At 48.1% G+C, this 13,904-nt stretch carries 12 protein-coding genes and 1 riboswitch; of the genes, 9 read left to right on the top strand and 3 right to left on the bottom strand.

Going from position 1 to position 13,904, the window contains the following annotated elements; genetic code table 11:
- Positions 1-63: 63 nt before the first annotated feature.
- Positions 64-969: a LysR family transcriptional regulator gene (locus ACXHJ2_RS21770; RefSeq protein WP_165083780.1), complete on the bottom strand. Its 906-nt coding sequence runs from the start codon at positions 967-969 to the stop codon at positions 64-66.
- A gap of 161 nt (positions 970-1,130) precedes the next feature.
- On the opposite strand from ACXHJ2_RS21770, the gene ACXHJ2_RS21765 reads away from it, so the two are divergent.
- The 6 genes from ACXHJ2_RS21765 to ACXHJ2_RS21740 all read left to right on the top strand — a co-directional run bounded on the left by ACXHJ2_RS21765 (position 1,131) and on the right by ACXHJ2_RS21740 (position 7,765).
- Positions 1,131-1,721, top strand: a complete 591-nt coding sequence (locus ACXHJ2_RS21765) for a flavin prenyltransferase UbiX (protein ID WP_013369033.1) — start codon at positions 1,131-1,133, stop codon at positions 1,719-1,721.
- Positions 1,722-1,749: 28 nt separating this feature from the next.
- A complete protein-coding gene (locus ACXHJ2_RS21760; protein WP_040102322.1) occupies positions 1,750-3,168 on the top strand; it encodes a non-oxidative hydroxyarylic acid decarboxylases subunit C in 1,419 nt (472 codons plus the stop codon).
- Between the two features lie 41 nt (positions 3,169-3,209).
- Positions 3,210-3,434: a non-oxidative hydroxyarylic acid decarboxylases subunit D gene (locus ACXHJ2_RS21755; protein WP_016818874.1), complete on the top strand. Its 225-nt coding sequence runs from the start codon at positions 3,210-3,212 to the stop codon at positions 3,432-3,434.
- Positions 3,435-3,505: 71 nt separating this feature from the next.
- Positions 3,506-3,967 (top strand): pyridoxamine 5'-phosphate oxidase family protein, encoded by a 462-nt coding sequence (locus tag ACXHJ2_RS21750; protein WP_165083782.1) that lies wholly within the window; start codon positions 3,506-3,508, stop codon positions 3,965-3,967.
- A 163-nt stretch (positions 3,968-4,130) separates the two neighbouring features.
- Entirely contained in the window at positions 4,131-5,291 is a 1,161-nt protein-coding gene (locus ACXHJ2_RS21745) for a serine hydrolase domain-containing protein (protein WP_165083784.1), read from the top strand.
- Between the two features lie 137 nt (positions 5,292-5,428).
- Complete coding sequence (locus ACXHJ2_RS21740; RefSeq protein ID WP_165083786.1) at positions 5,429-7,765, top strand: Ig-like domain-containing protein; 2,337 nt, start codon at positions 5,429-5,431, stop codon at positions 7,763-7,765.
- Positions 7,766-7,917: 152 nt separating this feature from the next.
- Here ACXHJ2_RS21740 and sdaAA read toward each other — a convergent pair whose 3' ends face one another.
- Both sdaAA and sdaAB read right to left on the bottom strand, forming a co-directional pair.
- Complete coding sequence (gene sdaAA / locus ACXHJ2_RS21735) at positions 7,918-8,817, bottom strand: L-serine ammonia-lyase, iron-sulfur-dependent, subunit alpha (RefSeq protein ID WP_165083788.1); 900 nt, start codon at positions 8,815-8,817, stop codon at positions 7,918-7,920.
- Entirely contained in the window at positions 8,807-9,496 is a 690-nt protein-coding gene (gene sdaAB, locus ACXHJ2_RS21730) for an L-serine ammonia-lyase, iron-sulfur-dependent subunit beta (RefSeq protein ID WP_165083790.1), read from the bottom strand. The genes sdaAA and sdaAB overlap by 11 nt, the downstream gene beginning before the upstream one ends.
- Before the next feature lie 211 nt (positions 9,497-9,707).
- A riboswitch (glycine riboswitch) is annotated at positions 9,708-9,822 on the bottom strand.
- Between the two features lie 214 nt (positions 9,823-10,036).
- On the opposite strand from sdaAB, the gene ACXHJ2_RS21725 reads away from it, so the two are divergent.
- The 3 genes from ACXHJ2_RS21725 to ACXHJ2_RS21715 all read left to right on the top strand — a co-directional run bounded on the left by ACXHJ2_RS21725 (position 10,037) and on the right by ACXHJ2_RS21715 (position 13,902).
- Positions 10,037-11,641: a DUF6359 domain-containing protein gene (locus ACXHJ2_RS21725; RefSeq protein ID WP_165083792.1), complete on the top strand. Its 1,605-nt coding sequence runs from the start codon at positions 10,037-10,039 to the stop codon at positions 11,639-11,641.
- 328 nt (positions 11,642-11,969) lie between these two features.
- Entirely contained in the window at positions 11,970-12,998 is a 1,029-nt protein-coding gene (locus ACXHJ2_RS21720; protein ID WP_165083793.1) for an ABC transporter ATP-binding protein, read from the top strand.
- Positions 12,976-13,902, top strand: coding sequence for an ABC transporter ATP-binding protein (locus tag ACXHJ2_RS21715; protein WP_025679577.1), 927 nt, complete (start codon positions 12,976-12,978; stop codon positions 13,900-13,902). Before ACXHJ2_RS21720 ends, ACXHJ2_RS21715 begins: the two co-directional genes overlap by 23 nt.
- Positions 13,903-13,904 lie beyond the last annotated feature (2 nt).

Genomic DNA, 13,904 nt, shown 5'->3' with positions numbered 1-13,904 from the left:
AACGACCGAATGAAGGAAGTTCATCCAGCATCAGACTGTTTCAGGAGTAGAGCGGTAGAGCATCTACTCGGGAACAGTCTTTTTCGTGTCTCCAGCTTGTAGCAGTTCAACAAATTTGCGAGCTGCATTGGATAAATAACGATCCTTGCGCCATACGACGGCAGGCTGTGTGAAGGGGAATGGCTCCTTAATGGAGAGTGTGCGAAATCTGTCCCCGTATTCTTGTCCCAAGCCAGCGTCTGGAATAATGGTAATTCCCATGCCTGTGGAAACGAGCGAGAGAATGGTCGATATTTCTGGACAGTCCAATACGACGCGCGGAATAAGATGGTGTTCCTGAAATTTGCGGATGACGGTTTCGTATAGTCCGTGTCCTTCTGTTCGGCGTCCCAACAAGAGGTCATAGCTGGCAGCTTCCTGTAATGTAATTTCCCCACTGGGATGGCGATCTGCCCATTCACACGGAAGAACCGCAACAAAAGAAACGCCCTCCAGTTCAATCGTATGGTACGATTTGTCGTCTACCGGAAGCAGCAGCAGGGCCAGATCGACTTTATTTTGATGCAGCAGCTCTTCCAGATGATGTGTGTCTCCGTGTCCTATTTTAACGTATACCTCTGGATAAACCTGATGAAAGTGACTGAGTTGTTCATTAATCAGAGACATACAGGCAGATGACGTGCCTATGGCAAGTGTGCCGGTTACTCTGTTTTCAAACTCCCCAATTTCTCTACAGGTGTCCTCCATTTCAGCCAATAATCGTTTGGCGCGTGTATACAGTGTATATCCGGCCTCGGTAACTTCCCACTTCTTTCCTTCACGGTAAATCAGCTTTACACCAAGCTCGTCCTCCATATTTTTGAGTTGTTGACTCAGTGGAGGTTGGGCCATGTTGAGCGTTCTGGCGGCCTTGGTGATTTGCCCTTCCTCCACGATGACGCAAAAGTAATGCAGATGCTTCAAGTCCATTGGGGATTCCTCCTCATTTCTAAACAACGCTTCGATTTGAATACTTTTAAAGTATGCATTACATATATTATATATATTTTTCGTGTGCAGGGAACGGGCGTATAATTTTTGACAGTAATGCATGGGTGAACATAAAACGATGGGGTGGAAGGAGGGGACATATGAAGAAAATCATTGTAGGAATATCGGGAGCGACAGGGTCAATCTTTGGTATCCGTATATTGCAACAATTACGGGAGGCTGGAGTCCAAAGCCATCTGGTGCTATCCCCGTGGGCTATTGCCAACATTCCCTATGAGACAGGCTACACGGTGAAGGAAGTGGAGGCAATGGCGGATGCAGTCTACTCGTATAAGGATCAGGCCGCACGTATTTCTAGCGGCTCCTTCCGGGTAGATGGTATGGTCGTCGCTCCTTGCAGTATGAAGACTCTTGCCTCTATTCGTATCGGTATGGCGGACAACCTGCTTACCCGATCAGCGGATGTGATACTGAAGGAGCGAAAGAAGCTGCTGCTCATGACCAGAGAAACACCATTAAGCAGTATCCATCTGGAAAATATGCTGGAGCTGTCACGTATGGGCGTGATGATCCTGCCGCCGATGCCTGCCTTTTATAATCATCCTGCAAGTATTGAGGAATTAGTGGATCATATTGTTTTTCGCGCATTGGATCAGTTCGGTATTGTCACAACCGCAGCCAAACGCTGGGATGGGATGAAGCAGAATGACTCCAGGCTGCACCAGAATTGAGAAATCGAAAGACGAAGGAGAATGAATGATGGCTTATAAAGACTTTCGCGATTTTCTACACACCTTGGAAAAGGAGGGACAATTACTCACGATCAGCGATGAGGTAAAGCCGGAGCCGGACCTCGCAGCAGCTAACAGAGCATTAAACAATCTTGGAGATAAGACGCCTGCTCTCTTTTTCAACAACATCTATGGATATACGGATGCTCGTATTGCAATGAATGTGATGGGCTCCTGGCCCAATCATGCCCTCATGATGGGAATGCCCAAAAATACGCCGCTCAAGGAGCAGTTTTTTGAATTTGCCAGACGCTATGAACAATTTCCGGTGCCCGTGAAGCGGGAAGACGCCGCTCCTTTTCATGAAGTCGAGATTACGGAGAATATTAATTTGTTTGATATTTTGCCGTTGTTTCGTTTGAATCAGGGGGACGGAGGGTTTTATTTGGATAAAGCAATTCTAATTTCACGCGATCTGGATGACCCGGACACCTACGGTAAGCAAAATGTCGGCTTATACCGGATGCAGGTGAAAGGCAAGAACCGTTTGGGCATCCAGCCTGTACCACAGCATGATATTGCGATCCATATCCGTCAGGCTGAGGAGCGTGGCGAAAATCTGAAGGTGGCTATTGCCCTCGGATGTGAGCCTGTGATTACAACGGCTGCTTCTACGCCGCTGCTGTACGATCAATCCGAATATGAGATGGCGGGCGCCATTCAGGGTGAGCCTTATCGTGTGGTCAAAGCGAAGGATGCAGACCTGGATCTGCCTTGGGGAGCCGAGGTCATTTTGGAAGGCGAAGTGTTAGCAGGTGAACGTGAGTATGAAGGTCCATTCGGTGAATTCACAGGTCACTATTCCGGCGGTCGCGCGATGCCAGTCATTCAGATTAATCGTGTATATCACCGCAAACAGCCTATCTTTGAGCATCTGTACATCGGGATGCCTTGGACGGAAACGGATTATATGATCGGTGTGAATACAAGTGTACCGTTGTTTCAGCAGCTTAAGGATGCTTTTCCTAATGAAATCGTAGCTGTTAATGCCATGTATACGCATGGGCTGGTCGCTATTATTTCCACGAAAACCCGGTATGGCGGCTTTGCGAAGGCTGTGGGAATACGTGCGTTAACGACTCCGCATGGATTGGGGTATTGTAAGCTGGTGATTGTGGTGGACGAGGAGGTCGATCCGTTCAATCTGCCGCAAGTCATGTGGGCTTTATCCACCAAGCTTCATCCAAAGCATGATGCTGTCATTGTTCCTGGCTTGTCTATTTTACCTCTTGACCCCGGCTCTGATCCGGCAGGTATGACGCACAAAATGATACTGGATGCGACGACACCTGTAGCACCGGATATTAGAGGCCATTACTCGCAGCCGCTCGATTCCCCGCTGGGTGTAGCGGAATGGGAGAAAAAGTTGAGCCAAATGCTTCGCTAAATATTTTTAAAAACAAAGAAAGATTAAAGGAGTGCTGACAGATGCATATTTGTCCCCGTTGTGAGTCCAATCGTTCAGAAGTCGTTTCCCATTCGCCGGTTAAAGGTGCCTGGGAGGTTTTGTTGTGTCCTGTATGCCTGTTCACATGGCGAACCTCAGAACCGGATAGCATTACTGATCCAGCAAAGTATAAATCGGCGTTCAAGGTAAACCCCCAAGATATTCCGGATGCTGCTCATGTTCCTCCTATTCCAGAGCGGATATAGGGTCGTTCGTAAGTAGCCGTAAATTATGGTATTTTGAAGTTATAGGCCAAATGTAAAGGGGATTATACTTCATGCAGACGCCAAGGATCGGTAAGGAGCTGTTCACGCTGCTGAACGGCAAGGAGTTGGAGCACAAGCAACAAGAAGCAATGATGCTGTTGACGGTTACAGAAGATCAGTGGCCGCACATAGCGATGATTAGTGTGGGCGAGGTTGTAGCGCTGGACGAGGGGAATTTGCGTCTGGCCCTATGGCCGGGTACGACCACGACAGGCAACATGATCCGTACTGGGAAGGCAACGCTTGCGGTGTTCACCGGGGGAAAGGCGCATTATGTGCGGTTGTCGCTGGAACATCTGCCTGCTTTACCCGGAGCCAAGCATGTACGTGAGCGATTTGCGGCCCATGTTTTTGCGGCCAGAGAAGATTCGGCTCAATATGCGGATATCTTGACAGGTGTCACAATTCGCCTCAAGGAGCCGGAATCGGTGATCAATCGCTGGAAAGAGACGGTGGCAGAGTTGTTGGTATAAAGCTATCTGATTATGACAAATCATCTTTGTAATTACCAAGTTTACCGTTAAAATAGATGCAAGGGAATAAGCGCTTACAAGGAGTCAGGTTGGGCTTGTTAGAACAGGAATTAGAGCGTGAGGGGAAGCTTGTTTCTTTTGAAGGAAAATAGGAGGGATGAAAATGTCTCGTTTTGACAAGGTAGATCAGCTATTGCAACGATTCTTAGCGAATGGGCCGGCAGGGTGTGGTTGTGCCATTGCACAAAATGGTCAAGTGTTGTATGAAGGGTATCATGGATATGCTGATGTGGAAACTCGGAAACCGATTACTGAAGATACCGTGTATCGCTTGTTTTCTATGACAAAGGTCGTTGTATGTGCGGCTGCACTTATGCTATACGAACGCGGACAATTTTTATTGAATGAGCCTTTGTATGAATATTTACCTGAGTATCGTAATTCGTATGTATTCAAAACTGCTCCTAACGGACACACCTACATTGATAAGGCGGATAACCCTATTTTGATTAAGCATATATTCAATATGAGTGCAGGAATTCCGTATGCTTCTGAGTTTTCAGAAACAGGAAAAGCTATGCATAAGGTCATTACAGCATTAAAGGAGAAGCAGGGGAAATATGACCTGCGCACAGAAATTAAAGCGCTTTCTGAAGTTCCGCTTGCATTTGAACCAGGAACACGATGGTTATACGGATATGGCCACGATCTTGTTGCTGGTCTTATTGAAGTCATTTCAGGTAAATCATTAGGGCAATTTTTGAAGGATGAAATCTTTGATCCGCTTGGAATGAACAATACAGGTTACCGTTATCGTGGAGATATTGAATCGCGGATGGCTTCCATGTATCAACGGACAGACGCCGGAAAACTTGAAAAAATTGAGGGTTTCCTGGATGAATATCATCAGCCAGATGCTATATATGAAGGTGGAGGCGCAGGTTTATATTCGACAGTCAAAGATTACCTCACATTTTCACAAATGATGTCAAATGGCGGCACGGTAAAAGGTGTGAACTTATTGGGGAGAAAAACCATTGATTTAATGCGTACAAATCATCTGAATACAGCTCAACTATCGGATTTCACCAATTCATACCATACAGGTTATGGCTATGGGCTGGGTGTACGCACGTTAATGGATAAAGCGGCTGGGCATGCAAACAGCTCGATTGGAGAATTTGGCTGGACGGGAATGGCAGGCACCTGGGTTTCTATAGATCCGAGCGAACAGTTCTCCGTCGTTTATATGCATCAGCTTGATCCCAATATGGAAGAGTACCACCATTTAAGAATTCGTGCAGCAGCTTATAGCTGTCTGTAAGTTCCGATTCTAGTTAATAAGGACCAAATTTTCTCTAAAGTCTAAACTATTCTTTTCCATATGACGACATAAAACGTAGGTGTAGGGATTTTGCGAAATCCTTAATTTTTAGCTTTGAAATGGGAGGGAATTAGATTTTGAAGAATAGATGGTCCGGTTTTCTGGCGTTGGTCATCCTGATTTCAAGTTTTACATCATATGCAGGGTTTGCATCTGCAGCAGAAGCAGTGCTTTCCAAGATTGTCCTTTCGTCTAACGAGGTAACTTTGCAACAGGGGGATACAGCTGCGTTGACGGCAACGGCTGTTTATAGCGATGGGACAACCTCAAATGTAACCGTAAGCACAGATTGGAAAAGTGATAATACATCTATTGCTACGGTGTACAATGGTACAGTTTCAGCCAAAGCTGAAGGGGAAGCCACTGTGATTGCGACCTATAAGGAGAAGGTACAATCCGTTCAGGTACATGTAACGAAAAAGGTTAAGGCGCTGACATCCAATGTACAAAGCCTGAACTTGCGTTCAAGCGGTACAGGACAGATCAATCTGACAGCGACTTACAGTGATAATACAACAGCTCAGGTTTCAGGTGATGCGACCTGGACTTCGGATAATCAGAAGGTAGCGACTGTAGTCAACGGATTAGTTACTGCTCAGGGAGCAGGTTCAGCTAATATTAAGGCTGTATATGGACAACAGACCGTAACGATTGCTGTACAGGTAGAGCAGGTCAAACGGCTGGATGCCAGTACATCAGAGGTTTCTCTTTTGTTAAAAGATACGGAGAAGGTTAAATTGACAGCCACGTTCCCGGATGGATCGACTCAGGATGTTACAGAGTCTGCCGAGTGGAGCTCCAGCAATACAGCCGTGGCAGATGTTCTGAAAGGCACTATTACCGGCTATAGCACAGGGAAGGCGACAATCACAGGTAAATATGGCACGATGTCCGCTACGATTGCGGTGGATGTGGATCAGACGAATAAGCTGAAAGCCAGCGAAACCAATATTTTTCTCCGTTTGGATGAATCAAAAAAAATACAGGTATCTGCTGTGTACCCGGATGGTACGGTAACAGATATCACAGATAAAGCTGCTTGGACATCAAGCGATGAAAAAATTGCAACAGTGAATAAAGGAACGATTATGGCCATTGGAGCGGGTTCGGCTACAGTGACCGCTAAGTACGGAGATAAGACGGTTTCGATCAAGACAGATGTTGAAACCTCTAGATTTCTGGATTTAAGCGAGGACAAGCTCAGCTTGAATGCTAAGGAATCCAAAAAGCTCAAGCTGACCGCAACCTATGTAACAGGGACGGAAGAAGATATCACAAGTAAAGCAGAGTGGAAGTCCAGTAATGAAGATATCGCTTTTGTCAGCGGGGGAGAAGTCACAGGTTATAAAACAGGTGAGGCAACGATCACAGCTTCTTATGGCGGCAAAACAGCCACAGCTACCGTATCCGTAAACGTACCTGGTGATCTATCTTTGTCCTCTAAAACGGCAACGATAGATATTAATGAGGACTATACTGCGACTCTGACGGCTACTTATGCGGACGGGCGTAAGGAAGATGTTACAAAGGATGCAGAATGGACTTCAAGTGCGGAAGATATTGCTTCTGTGTCCAAGGGAACGATTACGGGTAAAGCGGCCGGTAAAGCGGTTATTACAGCGACCTATAACGGCAAAAAACTGACGATAAACGTACAAGTAGGCCTTGTAGACCGTCTGGAAACAGACTCGCGCGTAATTGCACTCGGTGCTCAGGAAACGAAGCAGCTGAAAGTATCAGGCGTTAAGAGTGGCGGTACAAAAACAGACGTAACCAAGGACGCCACTTGGACTACTAGCAATGTAAAAGTAGTTGAAGTTAGCGAAGGTTTGATCAAAGCTAATGCTAGCGGTAAGGCAACGATCACTGCTTCATATGGCAAGCAAACCATTACATTTACGGTAGAAGTAGACGTAGCACAAAAGATTGAAGCGGATGCCATTGCGTTATCACTGAAATCCGGGGATCAAAAAACGATTGCGATTGTGGTTAAATCCAGTGATGGTAAAGAAAAGGATGTTACAACCCAAGCTGAATGGAAAACGTCCAACTACAGGGTAGCCACCGTCAAAAAAGGTCAGGTTACCGCGATCAGCTACGGTAAAGCTAACATTCAGGCGAAGTTCGGCGGTAAGGTGATCAGCGTGCCTGTTGATGTTGATACGCTTAAATATCTGCAAACGGACGAAGTCGCCTTGACTTTGAAGGCAGGGCAGCTGGCTAAGGTTACGGCTACAGCCACGTATAAGGATGAGTCGGAGAAGGATGTCTCCAAGCCGGCTGTCTGGTCCTCGTCCAGAATTATTGTTGCGACGGTCAAAGACGGTAACATTAAAGCACAGGGCAAAGGCAAAGCTGTAATTACCGTGAAATATGCAGGTAAAATGACGAAGGTACAGGTAACTGTCCAGTAATCTGTAATCAATTGAAAAGAAAAGGAGCAAGCATGCGTCTAGGGACGACATGCTTGCTCTTTTTTTAAGGACGAATTCTCTTTCCCTTAATGTGTGGGAGAGATATTCGTTTTGTTTTGTAGAGGAAAAGTAGTTGGTTTAGAGCTTAGAAGCTACGACTTATCTTTCTTGGCCAGTGTGTTGCGTGTAAGGGATTCGGTCAAACGCTTGCCAGTCGGTGTCTGGGCCAAGCCGCCTTTGGCGGTCTCGCGGTGCTTTGACGGCATTGCGCTGCCGACTTCAAGCATCACGTCAATGACTTCGTCAGACGGAATGGCGCTGCGCACACCCGCCAAAGCCATATCCGCTGCGGCAAGTGCGGTCACGGCTCCCAGCCCGTTGCGCACGATACACGGAATCTCGACGAGTCCGGCGACGGGGTCGCATATCAGGCCGAGCGTGTTCTTGAGCGCTAGGCCTACAGCGTGAACGGCCTGCTCAGGTGTGCCACCGCGTAGCTCGACCATAGCGCCAGCGGCCATCCCGATGGCTGAACCAATCTCAGCCTGACAGCCTCCCTCCGCGCCGGAAATGAAGGAATTGTTGGCGATGACGTAGCCAATGGCTCCGGCTGCGAACAAGCCGTGCACCATATGCTCATCATCCCAGCCGAACCGCTCCTGCGCACTAATGAACACACCGGGGATGACTCCGCATGAACCTGCAGTGGGCGTGGCGACAATGCGCCCCATGGACGCATTAACCTCCGACACGGAGAGCGCATAAGCCATGGCGAGCGCGGAGGCATCGCCGGAGCAGGTTTCCCCTGTCCGCAGATATTCGGCTAAGCGCTTGCCGTCGCCGCCCGTTAATCCACTGCGGGATACGGTGTCTTGCGTCTGACCACGATGAACGGCCTCCTTCATGACTTCATAATAATCAGACATTTGGCGGAAAATTTCTTCTTCCGTTGTATTCGTCTCTTGTACCTGCTCTTGAATCATCAGGCGGCCAATCGTGGTGGATTCCTCCGCGCATATAGCGCTGATTTCATGCAGATGGCTAAATCGCATCAGATTCAGCTCCTTTTTTCAAATTAATCGTTTTAATTTCGTACATATGTGGTAAGGATCGTAGTTTTGCGATTAATTCAGCCGTAGGAGGACTGTCCGTTTCGATGGCTGTAAGTGCTTCTCCATCCCGACCTTTGCGATCCACGTGCATATAGGCAATGTTAATGTCAGCAGCGCCGAGCGCTGAAGTCACCGCACCTAATGTACCGGGCTTATCCGAGTGAAGAAGCACCAACGTAGACAGCTCTCCGGTCAGGTTGACTCGGAATTCGTTGAGCTGCTGGACATGGATGCTGCCACCGCCGATGGAGGAACCCAGCAGTGTACGCTGATCCTCACCCTTCCACAGCTCAAAACGGACGGTGTTCGGATGGGGGGCGGGTAGTCCGCTGACGGCAAATTCCACGGTCATCCCGGCCTGCTCCGCCCATTGCTCGGCATCTGGAATTCGATGGTCGTCTGTATCGTAATTGAGCAGTCCTGCGATGAGCGCTAGGTCTGTACCGTGTCCTTTGTATGTGTCGGCGAAGGAGCCGTACAGTGTCATGCGAGCACGGTCAGGCTGCGTCCCGAGCCAGTGACGGGCAACGCGTGCAAGCCGCACCGCGCCTGCAGTGTGTGAACTGGAAGGTCCGGTCATGGCCGGACCGATAATGGAAAATACATCTTTGAAACGCATGGTGTGGCCCCCTGTATGTTCTAGTACCATAGTATATGGTATTTCCGCGTTTTTGCGCGGCTATGACGGTTCCTAATGCTGACGTACAATGTGAGCGCAAAAAAGGACAGGATAAGGAAGTTTCCCTTATCTCTGTCCTCGTTACCTGAGAGTTTCGTGCGGTGTCCTTACCGCCTTACCCCTTGGGTGGCTTGCGCTCTCTCCAGAGTTGCGTCAGATGACGATACATGGACCTGAGAGATTATCCGCCAGCCGGGTGTTGGCGTCTTGCTCCTTCGGTGCCGCCAGCGTGTAAGCCCCTGGACAGACTCTCCCGTCATCTTCATTCGCGTATACCGTTCTACATATCTTTCTTAGCGTAATGTATGCTGTGCTCGGTGTCAATCGCAGGGTTCAATTTTTACATAAACAGGCGAGTTTCCAATAAAAAAGATTAAAATTTACATAATTATGGATGAAATCAGGAAGGAATTAGAAGATTGATAGCTAATCTGATAGAGGACAAGCACATTTATGGAATTATAGGAGGGATATTGACGTATGGTAAAAGGCTTGCGGTTCACAGGTTCACGCTTGAAAGGGGTGCTGCATCTGGCAGCGATCGTATCGCTGCTGATCGGGATCTTCGTTCCATTCGGTCAGGTCAAAGCGGAGGGAGCACTGACAGTAGCCGAGGCACTCCAGCGCCAAGGCAGTGGAGGCACAGTGACGGTGGAAGGTTACATCGTCGGACATGCTACCGGATCGAAAACGGCTAATTTTTCTTCTCCGTTTGCGAATGATTTTAACGTACTGATTGCCGACCAGGCCAATGAACGAAGCACGTCTAATCTATTGGATGTACAGCTGACATCAGCGTACAGAGGGCAATTTGGGCTAACAGGCCATCCTGAGCTGATTGGCAGCAAAATCCGTGTGACGGGTACACTTGGCGCCTACAATAATTTTGGTGGAGTGAAAAGTCCAAGCACTGTTGAACTGGTGAACGGAAGCGAGCCGGGGGAACCAGGTGAACCTGGCGAACCTGAACCTGGAAACCCGGGTCAACCCGGTACTACACTGCCGGATGGCAAAGGCAAAAAGGTGCTGTTCGATAATACGCACGCACAGACGGCTGGGGCAGCAGATTGGGTCATTGAAGGCGCCTTCTCCGACTTTGCCAATGGATTGCGTAATGTAGGTTTTACAGTGGACCAACTGAACCGTCCCATTCCTTTTACTTATGGAGAACAGGCCATAACCTATGATAAGCTGCGCCAATATGATGTGTTCATCATCGGTGAAGCGAATGTTGCCTTTAAGGCATCCGAGCAGGCTGCCCTGCTGCAATATGTGAATAACGGGGGAAGTGTTTTCTTCATCTCCGACCACTATAATGCGGACCGTAACAAAAACCGTTGGGATTCCTCTGAGGTTATGAATGGCTACCGTCGTGGAGCCTATACTAATCCGGCCAAAGGGATGACTACAGAAGAAGCAGCATCACCGGCGATGCAGGGGTTAACTAGCTCCGATTGGCTGGCGACCAACTTTGGTGTTCGTTTCCGTTACAATGCGCTTGGCGACGTGAATGCTACGGACATTGTAGCCGCAGATCAATCCTTCGGCATTACCAAGGGTGTACGCTCGATTGCCATGCATGCGGGATCTACGCTGGCTATTATTGATCCTACCAAAGCCAAAGGAATTGCCTATATCCCTACAGGTACGAAAAAATGGGGTAATGCTGTAGACCAAGGTGTCTATAACGGTGGAGGCCGTGCGGAAGGGCCTTATGCTGCGATCTCCAAGGTAGGTCAAGGCAAGGCAGCATTTATCGGTGATTCTTCCCCTGTAGAAGATGCTACACCGAAATATGCGCGTGAAGAAAACGGACAGTCGAAAAAGACATATGATGGTTTCAAGGAAGTGGACGATGCCACCTTCCTGGTGCAAACGGTCCAATGGCTTGCGTGGAAGCAGGACTACACCAAATTATCCGATGTGGCAGGTTTAACGCTGGATCAACCGACGAAGCTTCTGCCGTTTGAGGAGCCTGCGGCTTCCACAGAACCGCAACCCGAGCCTTGGTCTGCTCCAGCAGCAGGCTACAAATGGTACGATCCAAAAACGTTCAAGTCGGGCTCCTATGGAGCGGCTTCGTAATAAACGTAAAGAATTCAGTGTGAGTGGTTGGGTGCTAGTTTGCCGTTTGATCCTCTGTAGGGGATCAAACGGCTTTTTTGTGATGAAAATTAACCTGTGGTTGGTTATTTGATTACATTTTGTGCCAGGAAAGTCGCGCTACTGCTGGATCATTGATTTTTTAAATGATGTTGATAGCATAATCTTAATTGATATATCCATATACTGGTGATAGGATGTATTCAAATTATTCCGATAAAAACGGTATGTAATGTTCATGAGAGGTTTTAAACATCAAACATGGTGAGAATAAGCGGGACAAGACCATGGAGAATGGAGGAAGCGCACATTGAATATACCCGTGTTGGAGATTAAGGGATTATCCGTATCTTTTCGCATCAAGGATCAATATCACCCCGCAGTCGACCATCTGGATCTGACGGTCAATCCCAATGAAGTGCTGGCTGTAGTCGGAGAATCCGGTTGTGGCAAAAGCGCGTTGGCGCTTTCGATCCCACAACTGCATGACATGGAGCGAACACGTGTCGAAGGAAAGGTTCTTTTTAAAGGCACGGATCTGATCCCTCTCTCCTCAGGGCAAATGAATAAAATCCGCGGAGCGGGCATTGGCATGATCTTTCAGGACCCGCTGACAGCACTTAACCCGTTAATGTGCATTGGTAAGCAGATCGAGGAAAATCTCGATTATCATACGTCCCTATCTACGAAGCAAAAAAGGGAACGTGTACTGGAGCTACTGGAAAGCGTGGATATACCCAATCCCGTACGTGTGTATGAACAGTATCCGCATGAACTTTCAGGAGGGATGCGCCAGCGTGTGATGATCGCGATTGCCATAGCTTGCCGACCCTCTCTTATTATTGCAGATGAGCCGACGACTGCGCTCGATGTAACCATTCAATCGCAAATTCTTGACTTGCTCAAACAGCTTCAACAGGAGACCGGAAGCGGAATTATTCTGATTACGCACGATCTTGGCGTTGTGGCCGAAGTAGCCGACCGTGTGGTGGTAATGTATGCCGGAGAAATCGTGGAAAGCGCAGATGTTTTTGAATTATTTCGGCATCCGCAGCATCCGTATACGCGTTCCTTGCTAGCCTCCATGCCGGGATCGCATACCAAGGGAGAACCGCTGCATGTCATCGGTGGTATTGTTCCCTCCTTGCAAGATATTCCTCGCAATAGCTGTCGCTTTGCTTCGCGTATTCCTTGGATTCAGCAGAGAATGCATGAAGACCATCCCCGATTAAGTGAAATTTCTCCCGGCCATTGGGTCCGCTGTACATGTTACCAACATTTTCATTTTGAAGATGAGACAAAGGGAGAGGCTGCTCATGGCACTACTAGAGATAAATGATTTGAAGGTTCATTATCCGGTGCGCGGCGGTTTTTTCCAGCGTGTCGTTGATCAGGTAAAAGCAGTGGATGGCGTGTCGATCAGCATAGAGGCAGGCCAAACATACGGGCTAGTAGGAGAATCCGGCTGTGGAAAGACGACGACAGGAAGAACGATTATCGGCCTGAATAAGCTGACGAGCGGACAGATTCTTTTTAATGGCAAGGATCTTACGGCTCTGAGTCGTAATAACCGCCATCCGCTGCGTAGAGACATTCAGATGATTTTTCAGGACCCCTATTCTTCGCTTAACCCGCGCAAGCGCGTATTGGATGTCATTGCTGAACCACTGCGAAACTTTGAAAGGCTGAGTAATGAGGAAGAACGGCGGAAAGTACAGATGCTGCTGGAAAAGGTTGGCTTGAACGCTGATGCGGCCTACAAATATCCGCATGAATTTTCCGGGGGACAGCGGCAAAGGATCGGGATTGCGCGTGCGCTGACATTAAACCCAAAACTGATTATTGCAGATGAGCCCGTATCAGCGCTTGACGTTTCTGTGCAGGCACAGGTGCTTAATTTTATGAAGGATGTGCAGCGGGAGTTCAAATTGACGTATTTGTTCATTAGTCATGACCTGGGGATTATCCGCCATATGTGCGACCAAATCGGCATCATGTACCGAGGTCGCTTAGTGGAACAGGGGAGCGAGCAAGATATTTATGAGCGTCCACAGCATTTGTATACCCAGCGGCTTATTGCCACCATTCCCAGTATCGATCCTGCGAAACGGCTGGAAAATGCTCAAAAAAGGCAAAAGCTTTTATCCTCTTACAAGTCAGAGCTGCCCAAACATCTAGACGCGAGTGGAAAGCCGTTTGCACTAAAGTCAGTAAGTTCATCCCATCAAGTCGCGCTACCATAAGG

The organism is Paenibacillus sp. ALE3, assembly GCF_054113405.1.
Note: the sequence above shows the minus strand (reverse complement) of the source record. Positions and strands in the feature narration are given on the sequence as shown.